Raw genomic sequence first — 22,952 nt, forward strand, 5'->3', positions numbered from 1 at the left:
ATATGTCTAAATTTAATCAAAATGATAAAGCATTTGTTCCCGTTTCAAAAATAGAAGGGATGGAAAATTATCATTCCGCTCTTTATGAAACACGAGTTTTAGAAATTACCGATAGAACAGTAAAAATTTCTTTACCTGAAGGGAAGGAACAATGGATTGCTTCTAGCCTAGTACAGAAAAATATTGGGATTCTTGTCTTGGAAATTGGCGACTTAGAAACAGAAACTAGCTTATTAGACCCTTTGGCAAAATCAGTGCTTCAATATTGTCGCCTGCTTCTACCAGATGATTATGTAAGATCTTATAAAATTCGTTCTCTTAATGAATTATCAATTATTTGGCAGAAGGAGAAAGATATATACTCTCATATTGTATTAATAGGCCATGGTAGAAAAGATGGCATTTTATTTATGAATCAAGAAATTATTCATCCGGATCAATTTTCTGATCATTTAACGAATAGCAATACGCAGAAAATTTTTATTTCTCTTTGTTGTCAAACCGGTTATCAAAATATGGGGGGTAATTTTTCGAAAATTATTGATGTATGTAGTCATTTTATTGCACCATTTCATAGCATACATGGAGCGGCAGCATCTCAGTTTGTACAGACTTTTTTAGCTTTCCACATCCTTAAAGGTAACACTGTTAAAACAGCGTTTAACAATGCATACAAAACCCCAGATGGTAAAACTTTTAGATTATGGGAAAAAGGGGAGTTAAAAGCAGGTGCCGACCGTAGGAATAGTAGCAAGAAAAAGCCACAGCCTGCATCTCCACCAACCGCGTGCGTGGCTGTGCCACACACCCCACCTGCGGATGGCACAAACTTTAAAACCAAGGTGTAGGGTGTGTGCGGTACGCACGCACGCGTTGTCTGTCGTTCTCACCACTGTTTCAAACTTTCAGAAGACCTCAAACGTCGTCTGGAAACTTTTAGAATAAAGGCCGTCTGAAATCCAGTTTTCAGACGGCCTTTTTACTTTCTTAGTATTTTACCTGCCCGACTGTTCCCACACGTTTTGCAGGTAGGCGTAGGTCAGCTCGGCGGTGCCGGAGACCAGCGCGATGTCGCTGCCCAAGTCTTCGGCTTTGCCCACGCCGATAGGCAAGGCGCCGGCGGCTTTGATGGCAGCTACGCCGGCGGCGGCGTCTTCGATGCCGATGCAGCGGCGGATGTCTGTGCCCACGCCCTCGGCGGCGGCGAGGAAGATGTCGGGGGCGGGTTTGGAATGCGCGACGGCGGCAGGGTCGGCGACGGCATCGAAGAAGTGGGTCAGCCCCATGCGTTCCAGCAGGAACGGGCCGTTTTTACTGGCGGACGCGAGGGCGATTTTTTTGCCGTTTGCCCTCAATGCTTCCAGCAGCGGCAAAATGCCGGGGTACACGTCTTCGGGTTTGACTGCCTGAATCATCTCGACGTAGTTGTCGTTTTTGCGGCGGGTCAGTTCGGCGAACTCGGCTTCGCTGACGGTTTTGCCGCCGTGCGCGAGGATGCGTTTGAGCGAATCGTCGCGCGACACGCCTTTGAGCTGCTCGTTAAACTTGCGGTCGATGCTGATGCCCAGTTCTTCGGCGAGCTTTTTCCATGCGCAGTAGTGGTATTCGGCAGTGTCAGTGATGACGCCGTCGAGGTCAAAAAGCACTGCGGTGAAAGTCATTTTGCATCCTCCTTATTTTTCCAACGCAACGGTGTGGCTGCCGTTGAGCGTGATGTTTTTGCCGTACACCTGCAATTCGAGCGGCTCGCCTTTGAGCAGGGTGAAGACCACGTTTTCTTTGCCAACGGCGACTTTAATCAGACGGCCGCGGTAGTTGATGTGGAAGGCGTAGCCTGTCCACGCACTCGGCAGGAACGGGGCGAAGCTGAGTTTTCCGCCCCAGGTTTTCATTTGGGCGAAACCTTGGACGATGGCGAGCCACGAGCCGGTCATGGAGGTGATGTGCAGGCCGTCTTCGGTGTCGTTGTTGTAATTGTCCAAGTCCAGGCGGGCGGTGCGCTGGTACATTTCCACGGCTTTTTCTTCTTTGCCCAGTTCGGCGGCAAGGATGGCGTGGATACAGGGCGAAAGCGAGCTTTCATGCACGGTCATTGGTTCGTAGAAGTCGAAGTTGCGGCGTTTTTCGTCCATGTTGAAACGGTCGCCGAAGAAGTAGATGCCTTGCAAGACGTCCGCCTGTTTGATGAAGGGTGAACGCAGGATTTTGTCCCACGACCATTTCTGGTTGAGCGGCAAATCGTCGGGCGAAAGCGCGGACACGGGGCGGATGTCTTTGTCGAGGAAGCCGTCGTGTTGGACGAATACGCCGAGTTCTTCGTCATGCGGACGGTACATATTCGCGCTGATGTCCGCCCATTTTTCCAACTCGGCGGCACTCACGTTCAAATCCGGACGCGGGTATTTCGCCAAGGCTTCGCGGGTGTAGTCCAATACCCATGCGGCGAGGGTGTTGGTGTACCAGTTGTTGTTGATGTTGTTTTCGTATTCGTTCGGGCCGGTTACGCCGTGAATCATGTATTTGCCGTTGCGTTTGGAGAAGTGGACGCGGTCCTCCCAAAAGCGGGACACTTCGACCAAGACTTCCAAGCCTTCTTTTGCAAGATAGCTTTCGTCGCCGGTGTAGTTGGTGTAATTGTAAATGGCGTAAGGAATCGCGCCGTTGCGGTGGATTTCCTCGAAGGTGATTTCCCATTCGTTGTGGCACTCGATGCCCGTAAACGTTACCATCGGATAGAGCGCGCCTGCCAAGCCCTGTTCGCGCGCGTTGTGTTGCGCCTGCGGCAGTTGGTTGCGGCGGTATTGCAGCAGGTTGCGGGTAACTTCGGGTTCCGCCAGTGCGAGGTAGAGCGGCACGGCGTAGGCTTCGGTGTCCCAATAGGTCGCGCCGCCGTATTTTTCGCCGGTAAAGCCTTTGGGGCCGATGTTCAGGCGTGCGTCTTCGCCGTAGTAGGTGGAGAACAGTTGGAACAGGTTGAAGCGGATGCCCTGCTGCGCTTCGTCGCTGCCTTCAATGACCACGTCGGCGATTTCCCAACGGCGCAGCCAGCCTGCTTTGTGTGCCTCCAGCAAGGTTTCAAACGCAACGCCTGCGACTTTTTCCGACAAGGCGCGGCCTGCGGCTTTCACCGCTTCCAAGCCTTGATAATCGCGGCTGGTGGTAACAATCACGCGTTTTTCAAAGGTTTCAGGCGTGCCGCCGACTTCGGCTTCAAAAGAATTGGAGACCTGCCAATCGGTTTGGCTGCCGCAGAGGGCTTTAAAGCTGCCGGCGAAGGTTTGCTCGGCGTTAACGATAAATTGTTCCACGCCGAAAGGGTTGGCGACGGTTTGGGTGGCAATGTAGGAGAGGCCGTCTGAAACGCCTTTGTCTAATACCTGCCAGAATTTTTCTTCGTAGTTGGAGTCTTCGTTTTTCACGTCGGCGTCGATGATGGAATCGATGCGGACTTGGTGGGTTTTGCCGTCAACAGATACGGCTTCCCAGCGGATAACCGCCAGCTCTTTTTGCGCGACGGACAGGAATTTGCACACATCGAAACGCACGCCGAATACGGTGAACGAGCGGCGCAACACGCCGTGCTGCATATCGAGTTCGACGGAGAAGTTGGTAACGTCGTTTTTCGCCAAGTCCACTTCCTGTCCGTCAACAAAGATTTTGACTTTGCTGAAATTAAGTGCGTTGATGGCTTTGCCGAAATATTTAGGATAGCCGTTTTTCCACCAGCCGACGCGGGTTTTGTCGGGGAACCACACGCCCGCGATGTAGGTGCCCAAGTGGCTGTCGGCGGAGTAGGTTTCCTCAAAGCTGCCGCGCATACCCATATAGCCGTTGCCCAAACTGGTCAGGCTCTCTTGCAGCCGTTTGTGTTCTTTTTCCAGTTTTGCCGAACGCAGCGTCCAAGGGCTGATTTCCATGATTCTTGTATACATTTATGAAGCTCCTGTTATTAAAATTGTAAGTTCGGCAAAGGTTTCAGACGGCCTTTGCCGATGGTATGGATGGATTATTCGCGGTGGGTCTCTTTAATCAGACATACTGAGAAGGCTCCCAGCAGCAAGACTGCGCCTGCAACCAAGAACATGGTTGCCTGATGGCTGCCCAGCATAGGGAAGAGGATAAAGCTCAGCAGGGAGGCGACGATTTGAGGCATACAGATAGAGCCATTAAACAGACCCAAATAAGTACCCATGTGTTTGCCGGAGAGGGCATTGGTTACAATCGTCAAAGGATAGGTAATGATACCTGCCCACGCGATGCCGATTAAGGTATAAGACAGGATCAGTGCGTATTGATCGTGGATGAAGAAGATAGAGAAGAAACCGAGCGCGCCTAAAGCTAAGCAACCGAAATAACCAACTTTATGGTATTGATTCGGTACTTTTGCCAGAATAAACGAGCAGATAACGGCAGCAATGGATTGTACCGCCGCCAAAACGCCGTACCAGTTGCCCGCTTCCTGATAGCCTACGGAAGAGGCATCGGTTGTCTGCCAAACGTTTTCTGCAATCGCGCCTGCCGAGTAAGTCCACATATATTGGAAGGCGAACCAGCAGAAGAATTGCACCAAAGTGACTGTCCAAAACGCTTTAGGTGCGGTTTTTAAGAGTTCGAACCAGTTAGCTTTTTCCTGATTTGCAGCCACGTCGATACCGTGGTAACGGGCGTAGGTTTCCGGATCATATTCTTTGACTTTGAAGATGGTGAACGCACTGGTAATAATCAGTAAGGCTGCGCCCACATAGAATGCTACGACCACGGTTTGCGGCACGACGCCTTTCTCGGCAGTGTTCGCCAAACCGATATACGCGAACACAAACGGCAGAATCGCCGCCACAACCGCACCCGTATTCGCCAAGAAGCTCTGAATCCCGTAGGCGTAGCTTTTCTGCTCCTCGTTGACCATGTCGCCGACCATCATTTTAAACGGCTGCATTGCCATATTGGAGGATACGTCCAACAGCGCAATCATCAGCGCGCCAAACGACAAAGCCGCCAAAGAAGCGTAGCCAAAACCGAAGCTGCCCGAGTTCGGCATCAGAATCATCACGATGACCGCAATCAGTGTGCCGTAAAGCAGATAGGGCAGACGACGACCGCCCAGGCGCGGCATCCAAGTGCGGTCTGAGTAGTAGCCCACAATCGGTTGAACCAACATACCGGCCAATGGCGGCAGAATGAAAAACCAGCCCAAATTATGCGGGTCGGCGCCTAAAGTTTGAAAAATTCGGCTCATTTGTGAGCTTTGCAGGGTAAAGGCCGTCTGAACGCCGAGATAGCCGAAGCTCAGCATCCAAATCGTACTTTTTGCCAGTGACGGCAAACCTTGTTTTGCTGTTTTTTGCGTATTTTCCGACATGAGGTAAATCCTTTTTTTAAAAAGTATTTTTATTGAGAAATCTGAAAGGTTCCTTGGTGTGGTGTTCTCTGTCGTTATTGTTTGTGTGCGTACTTTCAAGGATATTAGGTGCATTTTATGAAGCGCGCCGGATATTGGCAATGCCAGTTCAAGGATAAACTGGCTTAAATCAAATTTTTTGTGGTTTGGCATTGATACCGTCGGGCAATAAGGGTATCGGTTCGGTGCGGTGTATATTTTGATGCTTATTTCTATTTTCAGACGGCATTTGAACAAGCAAGTATTGGGGCAATAGGTTAAAATGGGCCGTCTGAAATTTGTTTGACGGAAACGAGAAAACTATGTCCCAACAATACGTCTATTCTATGCTGCGCGTGAGCAAGGTTGTACCGCCGCAAAAAACCATTATTAAAGACATTTCCCTTTCATTTTTCCCCGGTGCAAAAATCGGTTTGCTCGGTTTGAACGGTGCGGGTAAATCTACTGTACTGCGGATTATGGCGGGTGTGGATAAGGAATTTGAGGGCGAAGCCGTGCCAATGGGCGGCATTAAAATCGGCTACCTGCCGCAAGAGCCCGAGCTTGATCCTGAGAAAACTGTGCGCGAGGAAGTGGAAAGCGGTTTGGGCGAAGTGGCTGCCGCGCAGAAACGCTTGGAAGAAGTGTATGCCGAGTACGCCAATCCCGATGCGGATTTTGATGCGTTGGCGGAAGAACAAGGCCGCTTGGAAGCGATTATTGCGGCGGGTTCGTCTACCGGCGGCGGTGCAGAGCACGAATTGGAAATCGCTGCCGACGCGCTGCGCCTGCCTGATTGGGATGCCCAAATCGGCAATTTGTCCGGCGGTGAAAAACGTCGCGTTGCTTTGTGCAAACTTTTGTTGAGCAAGCCCGATATGCTTTTGCTTGATGAGCCGACCAACCACTTGGACGCAGAATCTGTCGAATGGCTGGAGCAATTCTTGGTACGCTTCCCAGGTACCGTGGTTGCGGTAACGCACGACCGTTACTTCCTCGACAACGCCGCCGAATGGATTTTGGAACTTGACCGCGGCCACGGTATCCCGTGGAAAGGCAATTACTCGTCTTGGCTGGAGCAGAAAGAAAAACGCTTGGAAAACGAGGCAAAATCCGAAGCCGCGCGCGTGAAAGCGATGAAGCAGGAATTGGAATGGGTGCGCCAGAATGCCAAAGGCCGCCAAGCCAAGTCCAAAGCGCGTCTGGCGCGTTTTGAAGAAATGAGCAACTACGAATACCAAAAACGCAACGAAACTCAGGAAATCTTTATCCCTGTTGCCGAACGTTTGGGTAACGAAGTAATTGAATTTGTGAACGTTTCCAAATCGTTCGGCGATAAAGTGCTGATTGACGATTTGAGCTTTAAAGTACCTGCGGGCGCGATTGTCGGCATCATCGGTCCGAACGGCGCGGGTAAATCTACGCTGTTTAAAATGATTTCAGGCAAAGAGCAGCCTGATTCCGGCGAAGTGAAAATCGGTCAAACCGTGAAAATGAGCTTGATCGACCAAAGCCGCGAAGGTTTGCAAAACGACAAAACCGTGTTCGACAACATCGCCGAAGGCCGCGATATTTTGCAGGTTGGTCAGTTTGAAATTCCAGCCCGCCAATATTTGGGACGCTTTAACTTCAAAGGCAGCGACCAAAGCAAAATTGCGGGGCAACTTTCCGGCGGCGAACGCGGCCGTCTGCACTTGGCAAAAACTTTGTTGAGCGGCGGTAATGTCTTACTGCTGGACGAACCGTCCAACGACCTCGACGTAGAAACCCTGCGCGCGCTGGAAGACGCATTGTTGGAATTTGCCGGCAGCGTGATGGTGATTTCGCACGACCGCTGGTTCCTCGACCGTATCGCTACGCATATCTTGGCTTGTGAAGGCGACTCTAAATGGGTGTTCTTCGACGGTAACTATCAGGAATACGAAGCCGACAAGAAACGCCGTTTGGGCGAAGAGGGCGCGAAACCGAAACGTATCCGTTACAAACCGGTAACACGTTAAGCAGGTTTGAACCAAAAGGCCGTCTGAAACTTTTAATGTTTCAGACGGCCTTTTATTTTTGATGTTTATGATTGTTTTCTTAATTGCGGATGGTTTTCCAATGTATCAATGATGATTTCAATCATGCGTGGGGCAGTTTGAGCTAAATCGAAGCCTTGACCTGAAGAAAGCCAGCGCCAAATAAAGCCGTCTAATGAAGACTTGATGAAGATGACTGCCATATCGATATCCAAATTATCCGCCAACGCTTTTTGTTGTACCGCATCAGTCAGGACAGCAACGATTTTTTCACGCCATAGTGATTGGTGTTTTTTAGCGATGGCAATGACCGCCTCGTTTTGCTCGGTGTGTTCGCATTTTAAAAACAAAATGCTGTGGAATTTATAGTGAAGCTCGTTGTGTTGCAGGCGCTCGAAAAAACGGGTCAGGGTCAGTCGGAAGCTTGACCAAGCCTGTTCGTTATTGTTGTTCGAGTCTTCTTTTATGCAGCTTTCGATGTCGTCGCAAATCCGTTGGAACAAGGCGTCAAACAAATCTTCTTTGTTTTTGAAATGCCAATACAGCGCGCCGCGCGTTACGCCTGCGGCTTGGGCAATTTCGTTAAGCGAGGTGCGGGCAATGCCTTTCTGATAAAACGTATCCAATGTGGCAAGCATGAGATATTCTTTGGTTTTTAAGGCTTCGGTTTTGGTTCTTCTCATAGTTGTTTTGTAGGAAATGTAAATTTATGGTTCGGATTATAAAAAATTACTTCTGAACATGCAAGAATGTATGTATAATTCAATTTAATATTATATAGTGTTTCTCAACACTATATAATCAGCCTGTTTTTCATGAAAACAGGCAATTTCTGCTTATGAAATATGAAATTAAAGTAATCAATTTTTAATTAGTCAAACCCTTATTTATCATAGAGATAGGAAAATTATGGCTCTTTATGCTTCTAAAATGATGCGTGTCGCGGCGATTGCGGCGGCTACTGCATTGGCGCTTTCTGCTTGCGGCAAAGGCGATGAGAAGGCAGCCGGCCAACAGGCGCAAGGCAGTCAGCAACAGCAAAATCAACCTGCGCCTGAAGTCCGCGTGGTTACCGTGCATCCGGAAACCGTTGCATTGACAACCGAGTTGCCGGGCCGTCTGGAATCGTTGCGTACTGCCGAAGTTCGCGCCCAAGTCGGCGGTATTTTGCAAAAACGCCTGTTCCAAGAAGGCAGCTATGTGCAAGCCGGTCAGCCTTTGTACCAAATCGACAGCTCAACTTATGAAGCAAACTTAGAAAGCGCACGCGCCCAGTTGGCGAGTGCGCAAGCGACTTTGGCTAAAGCGAATGCCGACTTGGCCCGCTACAAACCGCTGGTTGCCGCCGATGCCATCAGCCAACAAGAATATGATGCGGCCGTAACGGCCAAGCGTTCAGCAGAGGCAGGCGTCAAATCTGCACAAGCAGCCATCAAATCTGCCGGTATCAGCCTGAACCGCTCCCGCATTACTGCGCCGATTTCCGGCTTTATCGGTCAATCTAAAGTTTCTGAAGGTACGCTGCTGAATTCCGGCGATACCACTGTTTTGGCCACCATCCAACAAACCAATCCGATGTATGTCAATGTTACCCAGTCTGCCAGTGAGGTCATGAAACTGCGTCAACAGGTTGCCGAAGGCAAATTGTTGGCGGCAAACGGCGCGATTGCAGTGGACATCAAATTTGACGATGGTACGGTTTACCCTGAAAAAGGCCGTCTGCTGTTTGCAGATCCGACTGTCAACGAAACGACTGGTCAAATTACCTTGCGCGCCGCCATTCCTAACGACAGAAATATCTTGATGCCGGGCTTGTATGTACGCGTGTTGATGGAACAAGTGGCAGTGGATAATGCATTTGTGGTGCCGCAACAAGCAGTTACCCGCGGTTCGCAAGATACTGTGATGGTAGTGAATGACAAGAGCGAAATGGAAGCGCGTGTCGTGACCATTGCCCAACAGCAAGGTAGCAATTGGGTTATTACAGACGGCCTTAAAGACGGCGACAAAGTGATTGTTGAAGGCATCAGCATTGCCGCTATGTCGGGTGCTAAACAGGTAACGCCGAAAGAATGGACGCCGCCTGCAAGCGCTGCGGCAGCAACACCGGCAGTTTCAGACGGCCAAGCTGCATCCGAGGCCAAGCCTGAAGCTAAAGCTGCATCTGAAGCCAAATAAGGAACGCGTGAATGTCTAAGTTTTTTATTGACCGCCCCATCTTTGCATGGGTTATTGCGATTTTTATCATCGCAGCGGGTATTTTCGGCATTCAAAAACTGCCGATTTCCCAATATCCGTCCGTTGCTGCACCGACTATTACTTTGCGCGCTACTTATCCGGGCGCTTCGGCTCAGGTAATGGAAGACAGCGTACTGGCCGTTATCGAACGTAATATGTACGGTGTGGAAGGTTTGGACTATATGACGACTTCTGCCAATTCCAGTGGCAGCGGCAGCGTCAGTCTGACGTTTGCACCGGAAACCAATGAAGATTTGGCGCAGGTAGACGTGCAGAACAAATTGTCGGAAGTGTTGTCCACATTGCCCTCTACCGTACAGCAATATGGTGTAACCGTATCTAAAGCGCGTTCCAACTTCTTGCAAGTGGTCATGCTTTCTTCTGAAAAGCAATCCATTGAGGAAATGAACGATTACGCCCAGCGCAATATCATTCCTGAACTGCAGCGTATTGACGGGGTAGGGCAGGTACAATTGTTTGGTGCGCAACGCGCCATGCGTATTTGGGTTGACCCGAAAAAACTGCAAAACTACAACCTGTCTTTTGCAACGGTAACCAATGCGCTTGCGACACAAAATATCCAAATTTCTGCAGGCTCTATCGGTTCTTTGCCGGCGGCTGCAGGTCAGACTATTTCAGCAACTGTGACGGCGCAAGGTCAGCTGAGCACTGCTGAAGAGTTTGGCAACATCATTTTGGTATCCAATACCGATGGTTCTAATGTCTATCTGAAAGACGTTGCCAAAGTCAGCTTGGGTATGCAGGACTATTCTACTTCCACTCGTTTGAACGGCGTGAATACCACCGGTATGGCAGTGATGCTGTCTAACAGCGGTAACGCTTTGGCAACGGCGACTGCCGTGAAAGAAAAAATGGCAGTTTTGCAGAAGTATTTTCCAGACGGCATGAGCTGGAAAGTTCCTTACGATACTTCCAAATTTGTGGAAATTTCGATTGAGAAAGTGATCCATACGCTTTTGGAAGCCATCGTATTGGTATTCTTAGTGATGTATCTCTTCCTGCAAAACATCCGCTATACGCTGATTCCGACCATTGTTGTACCGATTTCCCTGTTGGGCGGTTTTGCCTTTATCTCATACATGGGTATGTCGATTAACGTATTGACCATGTTTGCGATGGTATTGGTGATCGGTATTGTGGTCGATGACGCGATTGTGGTCGTTGAAAACGTTGAGCGTATTATGGCGAGTGAAGGTCTGTCGCCTAAGGCTGCAACCAAAAAAGCGATGGGTCGGATTTCCGGCGCGGTGATTGGTATTACTGCCGTGTTGATGTCCGTATTTGTTCCGCTGGCAATGTTTAGCGGTGCAACAGGTAACATTTACAAACAGTTTGCCTTGACCATGGCGGCATCGATTGCATTCTCCGCATTCCTTGCCTTGACGCTGACGCCGGCATTATGTGCCACCATGCTCAAACCGATTCAGAAGGGTCATCACGAAGAGAAAAAAGGTTTCTTCGGTTGGTTTAACAAAAAATTCGACAGCTGGACACACGGCTACGAAGGCTGGGTTGCCAAAGTCTTGCGCAAGACTTTGCGCATGATGGTTGTCTATATTGGTTTGACTGTTGTGGGCGTATTCCTGTTTATGCGTCTGCCGACTTCCTTCTTGCCGACTGAAGACCAAGGTAACTTGATGTTGAGCGTACAGCTGCCTGCCGGCGCGACCAAAGAGCGTACCGATGCAACTTTGGCTCAAATCACTCAGCTGGCAAAATCTATACCTGAGATTGAGAACATCATTACCGTTTCCGGCTTCAGTTTTTCAGGTTCCGGTCAAAACATGGCTTTGGGCTTTGTCATTCTGAAAGACTGGAGCGAACGTACTGCCCCGGGCAGCGATGCGACTTCTATTTCCGGTAAGTTGACCGGTATGATGATGGCTACGCTGAAAGACGGTTTCGGTTTAGCGATTGTGCCTCCTGCCATTATGGAATTGGGTACAGGCTCCGGCTTGACGATTTACCTGCAAGACCGTAACAACAGCGGCCATGCTGCATTGTTGGCCAAGCGCAATGAGTTGATTGACAAAATGCGCAAAAGCGGTTTGTTTAACCCAAGTACCGTTCGTGCGAGCGGTTTGGAAGATGCGCCGCAGTTGAAAATCGACATCAACCGTGCCGCAGCAGCCGCACAAGGTATTTCGTTCTCTGATATCCGTACTGCTTTGGCTTCTTCTTTGGGTTCGTCTTATGTAAACGACTTCCCGAATCAAGGCCGTCTGCAACGCGTGATGGTACAAGCTGATGCGAGTGCCCGTATGCAGCCTGCCGATATTCTGAACCTGACTGTACCGAACAAATCCGGCGTTGCCGTACCGCTTTCTACCATTGCTACTGTTTCTTGGGAAACCGGTATGGAACAAAGCGTCCGCTTCAATGGTTATCCGGCAATGGAGCTTTCCGGCTCTCCTGTTAATGGCGTATCTTCCGGTCAAGCCATGGCTGCGGTGCAGCAAATGGTTGATGAAATGGGCGGCGGTTACAGTCTGGAATGGGGCGGTCAGTCTCGTGAAGAGGCTAAAGGCAGCTCGCAAACTGTCGTGTTGTACGCATTGGCCGCTGCCGCTGTATTCTTGGTATTGGCTGCTTTGTACGAAAGCTGGTCTATCCCGTTGGCGGTTATCCTTGTGATTCCGTTGGGCTTGATTGGCGCGGCATTGGGCGTGACCGGCCGCAACATGTTTGAAGCGCTGCTGGGCAGTATTCCGGCATACGCCAACGATATCTACTTCCAAGTCGGTTTCGTTACGGTGATGGGTTTGAGTGCGAAAAACGCGATTTTGATTATCGAGTTTGCCAAAGACCTGCAAGCGCAAGGCAAGAGCGCGCTTGAAGCTGCGCTTGCCGCCGCACACTTGCGTTTCCGTCCGATTATCATGACTTCGTTTGCCTTCATCTTGGGCGTGGTACCGCTTTATGTTGCCAGCGGTGCCAGCTCCGCCAGCCAACGTGCGATTGGTACGACCGTGGTCTGGGGTATGTTGATCGGTACGATTCTGTCTGTGTTCCTTGTGCCTTTGTTCTATGTGGTTGTGCGCAAATTCTTTAAAGAAACCGCACACGAGCATGAGATGGCCGCCAAACACGCCGCTGAAGCCGGCATGATTGAAGACGGTAAACACGATTCAGACAAGCACTAAAGCAAAGGCCGTCTGAAAAATTTTCAGACGGCCTCAAAATGCTAAAGGATTCTAAAATGAAGAAGATTACATTCAAACCTGTACTGACCGCCGTTGCCGCCGCCGTGGCTTTGTCGGCCTGTACCATGATGCCGAAATATGAGCAGCCTCAAGTTGCCGTGGCCGATACGTTTAAATACGACACTGTTGACGACGGTATCCGTGCAGCCGAATTGGGTTGGCAAGATTACTTTGCCGATCCTCGCCTTCACCGCCTGATCGACATCGCATTGGAACGCAATACCGATTTGCGTACAGCCGCGCTGAATGCGGAAATCTACCGCAAGCAATACATGATTGCGCGTAATAATTTGTTGCCAACCGTCAATGCCAGCGGTACAGGTTCGCGTCAAGGCAGTTTGAGTGGCGGCAGCGTCAGCAGTCAATACAAAGTGGGTTTGGGCGCAACCTCTTATGAACTTGACCTTTTCGGCCGTGTTCGCAGCACCAGTGAAGCTGCGTTGCAAGGTTATTTCAATGTGGCCGCCAACCGCGATGCTGCCCATCTGACCTTGATTTCTACCGTTGCCAAAGCCTACTTTAACGAACGCTACGCTGAGGAATCTATGGCATTGGCACAACGCGTATTGCAAACCCGTGAAGCGACTTACAAGCTCTCGCAATTACGCCATAAGGCCGGCGTAATTTCCGCTGTTGATTTGCGCCAACAGGAAGCGCTGATCGAATCGGCCAAAGCTGATTACGCATCCGCGGTAAAGAACCGCGAGCAAGCGCGTAATGCTTTGGCTATGTTGATTAATCAACCTTTGCCTGAAGACTTGCCTGCCGGTTTGCCTTTGAACAAACAGTTCAAAATGACCAAACTGCCTGCCGGTTTGAGTTCGGACGTGTTGCTCAACCGTCCGGATATCCGTGCGGCCGAACACGCGCTCAAACAAGCCAATGCCAATATCGGTGCGGCACGTGCGGCGTTTTTCCCGCGCATCAGCCTGACCGGTTCTGTCGGTACCGCTTCCGGCGAGTTGAGCGGCCTGTTTAAGAGCGGCACGGGTATTTGGGCTTTTGCACCATCCATCACCCTGCCTATCTTTGACTGGGGCACAAACAAAGCCAATCTTGACGTAGCCAAACTGCGCCAACAAGCACAAATCGTTGCTTATGAAGCCGCTGTTCAATCTGCATTCAAAGACGTTTCCAATGCGTTGGTTGCACGCGAACAGCTGGATAAAAGCTATGACGCTTTGAGCAAACAAAGCCGCGCCTACAACGACAGCCTGCGCCTCATCAGCCTGCGCTACAAACATGGCGTATCCAGCGCATTGGATTTGCTGGATGCAGAGCGCAGCAGTTACGGCGCAGAAACTGCTCTTTTGGCTAATCAGCTGACCCGTCTGGAAAATCTTGCCGACTTGTATAAAGCACTTGGCGGCGGTTTGAAACGCGAAACCAAAGCTGCCGAATAAGTATTTGCCTGCTAAGATTAAAAGGCCGTCTGAAACATTTGGGTTTCAGACGGCCTTTTTGTTATGCGGCAATTCTAAGCTTTTAATTTCTCGCTTAAAGTGGCGACATAGGCTGCGCGTTCGTTACGGCTGGCTTCGGGCTGGTGTGTGTTGAGCGAAGACCATTTGCGGTTGCTGCGCGCTTTGTTGAGTTCGCTTGGCAATTTGGCCGCATTCCAGGGCGCTTTGCGTTCTTTTAGCTCGATATGCGATTGAGCCGCATGGCCGCGCGTTTGTAAGACGTGCAACAAATCCAGTGCGCGTGCGGCGAGTAGGGTAAGAGTTTCCGGATCGATATGCAGGGTTTGTCGGCCGTTGATTTTGTCGGTGATGTCTTGGGCATTGGGCAAAATACCGCCCAATAGTCCGCCGATGGCGGTACCCAAACCAAGTGAGCCGCCAAGCGTGGCAATATCCAAGCCTAATCCGATGAGTGCGCCTGCAGTTGCGCCGGTACCGGTACGGATGCCGTAATGTTTGAGCAATTCGCTGTCAAACGGATCTTGTTTGAAGGCTTTGGGCATCCATGTGCTGTCGCTGCCGACTTCGTCGTGATAGAAGCGGTAAAGTGTGAACAGGCGTTGTTGCATTTGCCGCTCAAGTTGTCGGATTTCCGATTGCATGACTTCCAAAGTCGGTGCAGGGTCGTCGTTTTCGGCAATTTCTTGGGTAAATGCGGCGGCATCCAGTAGAAAATCGGCAATTTCACGGCGCGCTTCCGTATCCAGCCGTTGCCACTCGCGACGGCGCATATTGATGAGGCGGTCGAGGATGCCGCGCTTAGGTAACATGGTGGCGAGGTTGTCCCACAATCGGATTTCGCCTTCAAAGTCGAAGGCAACGGTATCGAAACCGGCGTAAACATGCAGGTTTCTGCGGGCGAGCATATTGGTCCAAGCGGTCAGGTCTTGATTTTGGGTAAAGTTGAACACGGGCATGATGGGCTTGGCGCACCAAGACAAAATGGTCAGCTCGTCTTTGTATTTGTCAAGGACGGGTTCCCGCGCATCGATGACGTACATGGCCATATCGCTTTGCATGACTTGGCGCAGCACTTTGGCCTCTTGGTTGAATTCGTGATGTGCTTCATGATTGCTGAGGAATTGCTGAATGCGCTCAATACCGTCATCGCGTGCGGATGTGTGGGTTTCCAGCCAGTCCAACACGCCACCTGCATCTTCAAGGCCGGGGGTGTCGTAGAGGTAAACCAAGCTGTCGTCGCCATCGTTGATAAGGGCTTCTTCGACATGGCGCGTGGTGGATGGCGCGTTTTTTACTTCGCCGAAGGTGCTGTCGCGCAAAAGCGTACGTAAGAGCGAGGTTTTGCCTGTGTTGGTATGGCCGACAACGGCAAGGGAGAGAGGGGTGGTCATGGTCTTTGGGTCGGGTTGATATGGACGATGAATGTGTGAGTATGGAGCCGTTTATATTTAGTGGCAATATAAGTTTCAGACGGCCCTAAATTCTTTTTATATATGGGCAAAAATAGCAAGAAAAAGAGGGGAATAGCGGATTTGTTGTTTTTTAGCAAAATACTTGAAAATAGATAGGAAAACGGTTGACAGGCGGGTAGAAGGCTAGGATAATTCGCGCCGTTGAGTTGCTTGATGCAGCTTGATTTTTCTCCTCTATTTCTCCTTTGTAGACTTGGCGCATATCGAAACGGTATGCGCATTTTTTTATCCGCATTGAAATATAATTACATTTAAAATTTGTAAATCGAATAATTAAGAAATTTTACAAGAAAAATACTTGCACGGTTGAATCTCTTGTTGCATAATTCGTCTCGTTAGCTGGTTCGAGTAGTCAGTTAATAGTTTCTCCTCTATTTCTCCTTTGTAGACTTGGCACACATTCTGTCGGATGTGTGCGTTTTTTTTTGCCTATTTAAAATAAAGGCCGTCTGAATGTTGTAATCTTTCGGACGGCCTTTGTTTGTTGAATAGAATTAGATGTCTAATACCACTTCTTCTTTGACTTCTTCCATGACAACATAGCTGCGGCTTTCGGATGCAGCCGGCAGTTGCAGCAGGATATTGCCGAGCATATCGCGATAGGCGGACATATTGGGCAGGCGGACTTTAATAAGGTAGTCGTATTCGCCGGAGACCAAGTGGCATTCTAGAATTTGAGGAATCTTCAGCACTTCGCGTTTGAAGTCTTCAAAAATATTTCCGGATTTGGAGCGCAGTTTCAGTTCGACAAAGACCAAGAGGCTTTGACCTAAAGCATGAGGATTCAGATGGGCATGATAGCCGGTAATAAGGTTGTCGCGTTCCAAGCGGCGGACGCGTTCGGTTACCGGCGTGGTGGAGAGACCGACTTTTTCAGCCAATTCGGTCATGGGGATGCGTGCATTTTGTTGTAAGAGCTTGAGAATTTTTAAGTCGGTTTTGTCGAGTTCTTTCATGGCCTTGATGTCTGTCGTTTTCATTTGGATTGAATCATAACCTTAAAACAGCTTGAGAAGAAGCATAAATGCCTGAAGGAGAGCATGAGGTCTAAATTATGAATAGATTATTCTTGTGTATTTCATGGAATCCTGTGTGGTTTTTGACCTATAATATTTACTTCAAAGTAATAGGGCAGGCCGTCTGAAACGAAATGCCGATAAGAGGAATACATTATGCGTCCGCTCAATGCGCAAATCCGTTTGGATAATTTACGTCAAAATTATCGTTTTCTCAAAGAGTTGCACGGCAATAAATTGTTGGCTGTGATTAAGGCCGATGCTTACGGGCATGGTGCGGTCAGATGTGCACACGCGTTGGCGGATATTGCCGACGGCTTTGCGGTGGCAACGGTAGATGAAGGCGTGGAGTTGCGTCAAAACGGCATTAAAAATCCGATTGTTTTGTTGGAAGGCGTATTTGAGGATGCGGAGTATGCGGATGTTGACCGTTATGATTTGTGGCCGGCAATCGGTAGCCAATGGCAGCTGGAGGCGTTTGCGCATCATGAGTGGCAAAGCCCGACAACCGTATGGCTGAAAATGGACTCAGGTATGCACCGTGCCGGTTTCTTTCCACACAACTATGCCGCTGCCTATACTGCATTGAAACAATCCGAATCGGTTGGAAATATTGTGAAATTCAGCCATTTTGCCTGCGCGGACGAACCGGAAAACGGCATGACCGAAATGCAGCTTGAAGCGTTTGATTTGGCGTGTGAGGGTTTGGAAGGCGAGGAGAGCTTGGCCAATTCCGCCGCGATCTTGAACGTGCCTGAAGCACGCCGCGATTGGGGACGTGCCGGTCTGGCCTTATATGGTATTTCGCCTTTCGGCGGCGTGGATGAGCGTTTGAAACCGGTTATGCGCCTGACTTCTCGCGTTTTCGGCGAGCGCGTGTTGCAGCCGCATTCTCCGATTGGCTACGGCGCAACGTTCTACACCAGCAAATCTACCCGTGTCGGTTTGATTGCCTGCGGCTATGCCGACGGTTATCCGCGTCGCGCTTCTACTAATTCCCCTGTGGCCGTGGATGGTAAGCGTAGCCGTATTATCGGCAGGGTATCTATGGATATGATTACGGTTGAACTGGAAGCCTCGAAAGAGGGCTTGGGCGCGGAAGTCGAGCTTTGGGGTGATGTGATTAATATCAATGAAGTTTCCGAAGTTGCCGGTATGATTCCATACGAAATCCTATGCAATATCAAACGTGCGAAGTTTACGTATATTGAGTAAGCAGTAAAAGATCAGGCCGTCTGAAATGTGTGTTCAGACGGCCTTTTTGTTATCTGCAATTAAAACGATTCGTCAGCGCGTAAATAACGCCATTTGCCCGGCGGCAGTCTGCCGAGTTTGACTTTTCCCATGCGGATGCGTTTCAAACCGACGACGCGCAGGCCGACCAGTTCGCACATGCGGCGGATTTGGCGTTTTTTGCCTTGTCGCAAAATAAAGCGCAACTGGTCTTCGTTTTGCCATTCGACTTTGGCGGGGCGCAATTTTTCTCCGTCCAAACTCAAGCCGTGGTTGAGCAGAGCGAGGCCTTTGTCGTCCAGTTTGCCACGGACGCGGACAAGGTATTCTTTTTCGCTGCTGCTGTTTTCGCCAATCAGTTGTTTGGCAATACGGCCGTCCTGAGTGAGTACCAACAATCCGACAGAGTCAATGTCCAAGCGGCCGGCAGGGGCTAAGCCGAATTTGTGCTTTTCGCTGAAAGGGATACGGCTGTCGTCGCCTTCCCAATGGTTGTCGGCGGTAATGAGTTCTGCGGCAGATTTATAGCCTTTTTCTGCCTGCGCGCTGACGTAGCCGACGGGTTTGTTCAGAAGGATGGTTACACGCGCTGCTTGTTTTTCATGGGCTTGTTTGTTGAGGTCGATGCGGTCGCGCTCGGTGACTTTTTGACCAAGTACGGCGGTTTGGCCGTTGACTTTGACCCAGCCTTGCTCGATGTAGCTGTCTGCCTCGCGGCGAGAGCATAAGCCTAATTGCGCCATGCGTTTGGAGAGGCGCATGGTTTCGGAATCGTTGTTTTGCATGGTATGGCAATATAGAGAAATGGGAATGTCGGATTATAGCATTGACCGTTTGTCAGGCCGTCTGAAAACTGAATATTTGGGTTTTCAGACGGCCTTTCGTTTGCTATATGTTAAGGAATATTTGGTTTTGAAGTAAAAAATGAAGGGTATATTGTCTGTTTGTGTTAACCTTACGAACGAACTAATCATTTTGTTTTCAGTCAAATTTGGGTTGAAATGACATTTCACTCATGAAATCATGAAGACTATAATGATTGGTCTTTCTGAAGCGCATTAAGGCAGTTTGTCGCTAAAGCAAGCCTTTGTGCATCACGTTTTAAGGATAAATCAATGAAATCGCTCAAATCATTTTTGATCTGGGGCATCGTGGTTCTGGTAGGCTTGGCCTCCTTTACTACTTTAGCTCTCAGCCGTGGCGAGCAAGTCAGTGCGATTTGGATGGTTACGGCCGCCATTTCGGTATACTGCATTGCCTACCGTTTTTACAGTCTTTACATTGCCAACCGTGTGATGCAGCTTGATCCTAACCGTCTGACTCCGGCAGAACGCCACAATGACGGCTTGGACTATGTTCCTACACATAAAGGCGTACTGTTCGGACACCACTTTGCCGCTATTGCCGGCGCAGGCCCTCTGGTTGGTCCTGTATTGGCAGCGCAAATGGGTTATCTGCCCGGTACTTTGTGGATTATCTTCGGCGTGGTTTTTGCCGGTGCCGTACAGGATATGATGGTACTGTTTGTTTCTATGCGCCGTGACGGTAAGTCTTTGGGCGATATCGTGAAACAAGAACTCGGTACCGTCCCAGGCGTGATTGCATCCATCGGTATTTTGATGATTATGGTCATCATCATGGCGGTGTTGGCGCTGATCGTTGTGAAAGCATTGGTTCACAGCCCTTGGGGTACGTTCACCATAGCAGCGACTATGCCGATTGCCTTGTTTATGGGTATCTACACCCGTTATATCCGTCCGGGCAAAATTGGCGAGATTTCCATCGTCGGCTTTATTTTGCTGATGTTGGCCGTGATTTACGGTGAAGATGTTGCCCACAGCTCCTTTGGTCACTGGTTCGACCTTGACGGCATTCAGCTGACTTGGGCGATTATGATTTACGGTTTCGTGGCTTCCGTATTGCCGGTTTGGCTCTTGCTGACTCCGCGCGACTATCTGTCTACCTTCCTGAAAATCGGTACGATTGCAGCTTTGGCTTTGGGTATCGTTATTGTTAACCCGACTCTGCAAATGCCTGCAGTTACCCACTTTATCGATGGTTCAGGCCCGGTATTCTCCGGTGCATTGTTCCCATTCTTGTTCATTACCATTGCTTGTGGTGCGGTTTCAGGCTTCCATGCGCTGATTTCTTCAGGTACCACACCAAAAATGCTGGAAAACGAAACCCACGTCCGCATGATCGGTTACGGCGGCATGATTATGGAAAGCTTTGTGGCCATTATGGCTCTGGCTGCCGCCGCTTCGCTTGATCCAGGCGTGTACTTCGCGATGAACAGCCCAGCCGCGCTGATTGGTACTGATGCCAACACTGCTGCCGAAGTCATCACCACTAAACTGAACTTCCCTGTCGATGCCGCAACCCTGTTGCATACCGCTAAGGAAGTGGGCGAAAACACCATCCTTTCCCGTGCGGGCGGTGCGCCTACCCTCGCAGTAGGTATGGCACACATCATGAGCCGACTGATTCCGGGTGAAGCCATGATGGCGTTCTGGTATCACTTTGCCCTGTTGTTTGAAGCCTTGTTCATCCTGACCGCCGTCGATGCCGGTACGCGCGTCGCACGTTTCATGATTCAAGACTTGGGCAGTATCTTCTACAAACCATTTGGTAACACCGACTCTATCCCTGCCAACTTGGTTGCAACATTCTTGGCCGTGGCATTGTGGGGTTACTTCCTCTATACCGGCGTAACCGACCCTCTGGGTGGTATCAACTCGCTCTGGCCGTTGTTCGGTATCGCCAACCAAATGCTTGCAGGCGTAGCGTTGATTATGTGTACCGTTGTATTGGTGAAAATGAAACGCGATCGCTATGTTTGGGTAACTTTGGTTCCTGCTTTCGGCGTATTGTTTGTCACCTGCTATGCCGGTTTGCAAAAACTGTTCCACAGCGACCCACGCGTCAGCTTCTTGGCTCACGCAGGCAAATATCGCGATGCCTTGGCTTCAGGCGAAGTCCTTGCTCCAGCTAAAGACATTGGCGAAATGTCACAAATCATCTTCAACGACCAAATCAATGCCGGTCTGACCGCTTTGTTCCTGGCAGTTGTCGTGATTGTCGCCGTGTACGGTTTCCGTACCGCCATGAAAGCCCGTAAAGTCGGCTGGCCAACTGCTAAAGAAATTCCAGCAGTGTACCGCGACGGTAAACAGCCGGAGGCTCAAAGTGAAGCATAAGCTTGCCTCTTGGTGGAAAACCATCAAGCTGACAGCAAACTTGATGGCCGGTGTTCCAGATTATGAAAACTACGTTGCCCGCCAGCGCAGACATAATCCCAACGCGCCGGTCATGACTGAGCTGCAATTCCAAGACTACTGCCGCAAACGCCGTTGCGGCGGCAACGGCGGACGCTGTTGTTAATTAAGGTATTAAAAAGGCCGTCTGAAAATATTTTCAGACGGCCTTTTATTATAGAATATCAATAAACATCAAAAACTTTTTCTTGTCATCAATATTTAATCGAACAACTTGTCGATATTTACTCTTCTTCGAGTAGTACCAGCGGACGCTGTATTTTTCTGAGTTCTTCCACCTCGTCTAACAGCCGCATAATCAGCCCCAATGCGGGAATGCCGGCCTCAAAATCACGGCTTAAGCGTTGTGCGCGACGGATGCGGGCAAGATGAAAACCACTGAAGGTGCTTTTTTCAGGTGCACCATCGATGCTGATGATGTCTTCTGCTATAAGTTCCAACAGCCAATCGCGACGGCAGCGGCTGGCGGCAACGATTTCTTCAAAAGTAAGGGTAATATCGGAGGACTGAATCATAATTTATCCTTTCTCTTATGCTTGTTTTGCGGCAAAGTGTTCGGCCAATTTTTCCCATGCGGCACGGTCGGCTTCGCTCTCTACTGGCGGAACATTAATGCGGATATTAAGATAAAGGTCTCCGGCTTCTTTTGCAGGAATACCTTTGCCTTTAAGGCGGATGCTTTTACCGCTTTGGCTGTTGGCAGGCAGATTGACCTGTAAGCGGCCTGAAGCGGTAGGGACGATGATTTTGCCGCCCAATACGGCTTCCCAAGGTTTGACATCTATTGTTTGATATACGTCTTTCCTGTTTTTGACATATAAATCAGGTTGGTCGTGGAACTTGATTTTTAAGTACAAGTCACCGTTTTCCCCGCCGTTGTATCCCGGCAAACCTTGACCGGCCAAACGGATTTGTTGGCCTTCTGCAATACCTTTGGGAATTTTAACGTTGAGGGTTTTATTTTGATAAACCGCACGTCCGTATTCGTCTAGAGTCGGCACATTCAAAGTCATGCTACGTTCTGCACCAACATACGCTGCATAAATATCAATACTCAATTCAGCATGTTGATCCTCACCTTTTATTGGGCCTCGGGGTTGTTCGGAACGAGTGTGGGATTGGCGGAATGATGAAAACAGATCTTCAAAATTGAAGTCCCCCGCTCCGAACGGCTCGCCTTCATGACGTTCATAGCGGAAGCCACCACCATTGAATCCATTGCCAAACGGATTGCCTTCTTGACCGAACGGATTGCCTCCGGCGCTGCGTCCGTAAGGATTAGCCAACATTTCATCGTATTCAGCCCGCTTTTCTTTGTCGGAAAGCGTTTCGTAGGCACGGTTGATTTCTACCGTACGTTCGGCTGCGTCAGGTTCTTTGCTGACATCGGGGTGGTATTTGCGCACCAGTTTTCGGTAGGCTTTTTTGATTTCGGCCTCATCCGCATCTTTGGCAACGCCCAGTATTTCATAATAGTTTTTTTCTGCCATGTTATTCCTTTGACTGCTAATATACAAAATTCTTATGGTGTTAATAATTGAGGGTAGGTATTCTAAAATCAAGGGCGTTAGAAATAAAATTCTCTATTTCTGACAATGATTAATGGGTAATTTATTTCTTTGTTTCTAGAGAAATAGAGAATATAAAGGCCGTCTGAAATATGGTTTTTCAGACG

At 49.5% G+C, this 22,952-nt stretch carries 17 protein-coding genes; 8 read left to right on the forward strand and 9 right to left on the reverse strand.

Annotated features, from left to right (window positions below):
* Positions 1 to 2 precede the first annotated feature (2 nt).
* Positions 3 to 848 carry a hypothetical protein gene (locus ACTHSQ_RS07525; protein WP_440371539.1) on the forward strand — a complete coding sequence of 282 codons (846 nt, stop codon included), beginning with the start codon at positions 3 to 5 and terminating at the stop codon, positions 846 to 848.
* 147 nt (positions 849 to 995) lie between these two features.
* On the opposite strand, the gene pgmB is transcribed toward ACTHSQ_RS07525, so the two are convergent.
* From pgmB to ACTHSQ_RS07540, 3 genes are all read right to left on the reverse strand, one after another.
* Positions 996 to 1,661: a beta-phosphoglucomutase gene (pgmB, locus tag ACTHSQ_RS07530; RefSeq protein WP_440371540.1), complete on the reverse strand. Its 666-nt coding sequence runs from the start codon at positions 1,659 to 1,661 to the stop codon at positions 996 to 998.
* 12 nt (positions 1,662 to 1,673) lie between these two features.
* Positions 1,674 to 3,932 carry a glycoside hydrolase family 65 protein gene (locus tag ACTHSQ_RS07535; RefSeq protein WP_440371541.1) on the reverse strand — a complete coding sequence of 753 codons (2,259 nt, stop codon included), beginning with the start codon at positions 3,930 to 3,932 and terminating at the stop codon, positions 1,674 to 1,676.
* Between the two features lie 74 nt (positions 3,933 to 4,006).
* Positions 4,007 to 5,359, reverse strand: coding sequence for an SLC45 family MFS transporter (locus ACTHSQ_RS07540; RefSeq protein WP_440371542.1), 1,353 nt, complete (start codon positions 5,357 to 5,359; stop codon positions 4,007 to 4,009).
* A gap of 341 nt (positions 5,360 to 5,700) precedes the next feature.
* Here ACTHSQ_RS07540 and ettA point away from each other — a divergent pair, with 341 nt between their 5' ends.
* Positions 5,701 to 7,377, forward strand: a complete 1,677-nt coding sequence (gene ettA, locus ACTHSQ_RS07545) for an energy-dependent translational throttle protein EttA (RefSeq protein ID WP_070711984.1) — start codon at positions 5,701 to 5,703, stop codon at positions 7,375 to 7,377.
* Between the two features lie 65 nt (positions 7,378 to 7,442).
* On the opposite strand, the gene mtrR is transcribed toward ettA, so the two are convergent.
* Positions 7,443 to 8,078 (reverse strand): multidrug efflux system transcriptional repressor MtrR, encoded by a 636-nt coding sequence (gene mtrR, locus ACTHSQ_RS07550; RefSeq protein WP_070462000.1) that lies wholly within the window; start codon positions 8,076 to 8,078, stop codon positions 7,443 to 7,445.
* A gap of 226 nt (positions 8,079 to 8,304) precedes the next feature.
* Here mtrR and ACTHSQ_RS07555 point away from each other — a divergent pair, with 226 nt between their 5' ends.
* Genes ACTHSQ_RS07555 through ACTHSQ_RS07565 form a run of 3 tightly spaced genes read left to right on the forward strand, consistent with a single transcriptional unit; the run spans position 8,305 to position 14,260 of the window.
* Positions 8,305 to 9,573 carry an efflux RND transporter periplasmic adaptor subunit gene (locus tag ACTHSQ_RS07555; protein WP_070813793.1) on the forward strand — a complete coding sequence of 423 codons (1,269 nt, stop codon included), beginning with the start codon at positions 8,305 to 8,307 and terminating at the stop codon, positions 9,571 to 9,573.
* 11 nt (positions 9,574 to 9,584) lie between these two features.
* Positions 9,585 to 12,797, forward strand: a complete 3,213-nt coding sequence (locus tag ACTHSQ_RS07560) for an efflux RND transporter permease subunit (protein ID WP_440371543.1) — start codon at positions 9,585 to 9,587, stop codon at positions 12,795 to 12,797.
* Positions 12,798 to 12,853: 56 nt separating this feature from the next.
* A complete protein-coding gene (locus ACTHSQ_RS07565) occupies positions 12,854 to 14,260 on the forward strand; it encodes an efflux transporter outer membrane subunit (RefSeq protein WP_440371544.1) in 1,407 nt (468 codons plus the stop codon).
* A 74-nt stretch (positions 14,261 to 14,334) separates the two neighbouring features.
* Here ACTHSQ_RS07565 and ACTHSQ_RS07570 read toward each other — a convergent pair whose 3' ends face one another.
* Positions 14,335 to 15,672 (reverse strand): GTPase/DUF3482 domain-containing protein, encoded by a 1,338-nt coding sequence (locus tag ACTHSQ_RS07570; RefSeq protein ID WP_440371545.1) that lies wholly within the window; start codon positions 15,670 to 15,672, stop codon positions 14,335 to 14,337.
* A gap of 575 nt (positions 15,673 to 16,247) precedes the next feature.
* Positions 16,248 to 16,709: a winged helix-turn-helix transcriptional regulator gene (locus ACTHSQ_RS07575; protein WP_079453694.1), complete on the reverse strand. Its 462-nt coding sequence runs from the start codon at positions 16,707 to 16,709 to the stop codon at positions 16,248 to 16,250.
* Positions 16,710 to 16,925: 216 nt separating this feature from the next.
* Here ACTHSQ_RS07575 and alr point away from each other — a divergent pair, with 216 nt between their 5' ends.
* Positions 16,926 to 17,984: an alanine racemase gene (alr, locus tag ACTHSQ_RS07580; RefSeq protein WP_049329139.1), complete on the forward strand. Its 1,059-nt coding sequence runs from the start codon at positions 16,926 to 16,928 to the stop codon at positions 17,982 to 17,984.
* 59 nt (positions 17,985 to 18,043) lie between these two features.
* Here the strand turns inward: alr and ACTHSQ_RS07585 are convergent, their stop codons facing one another.
* Complete coding sequence (locus tag ACTHSQ_RS07585; RefSeq protein ID WP_036493902.1) at positions 18,044 to 18,787, reverse strand: pseudouridine synthase; 744 nt, start codon at positions 18,785 to 18,787, stop codon at positions 18,044 to 18,046.
* Positions 18,788 to 19,117: 330 nt separating this feature from the next.
* Between ACTHSQ_RS07585 and ACTHSQ_RS07590 the strand changes: the two genes are divergently transcribed.
* Both ACTHSQ_RS07590 and ACTHSQ_RS07595 read left to right on the forward strand, forming a co-directional pair.
* Positions 19,118 to 21,199 (forward strand): carbon starvation CstA family protein, encoded by a 2,082-nt coding sequence (locus ACTHSQ_RS07590; protein WP_440371546.1) that lies wholly within the window; start codon positions 19,118 to 19,120, stop codon positions 21,197 to 21,199.
* Entirely contained in the window at positions 21,189 to 21,383 is a 195-nt protein-coding gene (locus tag ACTHSQ_RS07595; protein WP_036493904.1) for a YbdD/YjiX family protein, read from the forward strand. The genes ACTHSQ_RS07590 and ACTHSQ_RS07595 overlap by 11 nt, the downstream gene beginning before the upstream one ends.
* A gap of 118 nt (positions 21,384 to 21,501) precedes the next feature.
* Here the strand turns inward: ACTHSQ_RS07595 and ACTHSQ_RS07600 are convergent, their stop codons facing one another.
* A complete protein-coding gene (locus ACTHSQ_RS07600) occupies positions 21,502 to 21,792 on the reverse strand; it encodes a chaperone modulator CbpM (RefSeq protein WP_003685006.1) in 291 nt (96 codons plus the stop codon).
* A 15-nt stretch (positions 21,793 to 21,807) separates the two neighbouring features.
* Complete coding sequence (locus ACTHSQ_RS07605) at positions 21,808 to 22,767, reverse strand: DnaJ C-terminal domain-containing protein (protein WP_440371547.1); 960 nt, start codon at positions 22,765 to 22,767, stop codon at positions 21,808 to 21,810.
* Positions 22,768 to 22,952: the final 185 nt, after the last annotated feature.

This window comes from Neisseria sp. P0009.S008, from assembly GCF_051958615.1.
In the GTDB taxonomy this organism is placed as follows: domain Bacteria; phylum Pseudomonadota; class Gammaproteobacteria; order Burkholderiales; family Neisseriaceae; genus Neisseria; species Neisseria subflava.

What these genes read in the sequence shown, in the direction of transcription:
- alr (WP_049329139.1), top strand. Translation starts at nt 16,926, where the DNA reads ATGCGTCCGCTCAATGCGCAAATCCGTTTGGATAATTTACGTCAAAAT.
- ACTHSQ_RS07600 (WP_003685006.1), bottom strand. Translation starts at nt 21,792, where the DNA reads ATGATTCAGTCCTCCGATATTACCCTTACTTTTGAAGAAATCGTTGCC.
- ACTHSQ_RS07555 (WP_070813793.1), top strand. Translation starts at nt 8,305, where the DNA reads ATGGCTCTTTATGCTTCTAAAATGATGCGTGTCGCGGCGATTGCGGCG.
- pgmB (WP_440371540.1), bottom strand. Translation starts at nt 1,661, where the DNA reads ATGACTTTCACCGCAGTGCTTTTTGACCTCGACGGCGTCATCACTGAC.
- ACTHSQ_RS07585 (WP_036493902.1), bottom strand. Translation starts at nt 18,787, where the DNA reads ATGCAAAACAACGATTCCGAAACCATGCGCCTCTCCAAACGCATGGCG.
- ACTHSQ_RS07560 (WP_440371543.1), top strand. Translation starts at nt 9,585, where the DNA reads ATGTCTAAGTTTTTTATTGACCGCCCCATCTTTGCATGGGTTATTGCG.
- ACTHSQ_RS07590 (WP_440371546.1), top strand. Translation starts at nt 19,118, where the DNA reads ATGAAATCGCTCAAATCATTTTTGATCTGGGGCATCGTGGTTCTGGTA.
- ACTHSQ_RS07535 (WP_440371541.1), bottom strand. Translation starts at nt 3,932, where the DNA reads ATGTATACAAGAATCATGGAAATCAGCCCTTGGACGCTGCGTTCGGCA.
- ACTHSQ_RS07570 (WP_440371545.1), bottom strand. Translation starts at nt 15,672, where the DNA reads ATGACCACCCCTCTCTCCCTTGCCGTTGTCGGCCATACCAACACAGGC.
- ACTHSQ_RS07605 (WP_440371547.1), bottom strand. Translation starts at nt 22,767, where the DNA reads ATGGCAGAAAAAAACTATTATGAAATACTGGGCGTTGCCAAAGATGCG.
- ACTHSQ_RS07525 (WP_440371539.1), top strand. Translation starts at nt 3, where the DNA reads ATGTCTAAATTTAATCAAAATGATAAAGCATTTGTTCCCGTTTCAAAA.
- ettA (WP_070711984.1), top strand. Translation starts at nt 5,701, where the DNA reads ATGTCCCAACAATACGTCTATTCTATGCTGCGCGTGAGCAAGGTTGTA.
- mtrR (WP_070462000.1), bottom strand. Translation starts at nt 8,078, where the DNA reads ATGAGAAGAACCAAAACCGAAGCCTTAAAAACCAAAGAATATCTCATG.
- ACTHSQ_RS07575 (WP_079453694.1), bottom strand. Translation starts at nt 16,709, where the DNA reads ATGAAAGAACTCGACAAAACCGACTTAAAAATTCTCAAGCTCTTACAA.
- ACTHSQ_RS07565 (WP_440371544.1), top strand. Translation starts at nt 12,854, where the DNA reads ATGAAGAAGATTACATTCAAACCTGTACTGACCGCCGTTGCCGCCGCC.
- ACTHSQ_RS07540 (WP_440371542.1), bottom strand. Translation starts at nt 5,359, where the DNA reads ATGTCGGAAAATACGCAAAAAACAGCAAAACAAGGTTTGCCGTCACTG.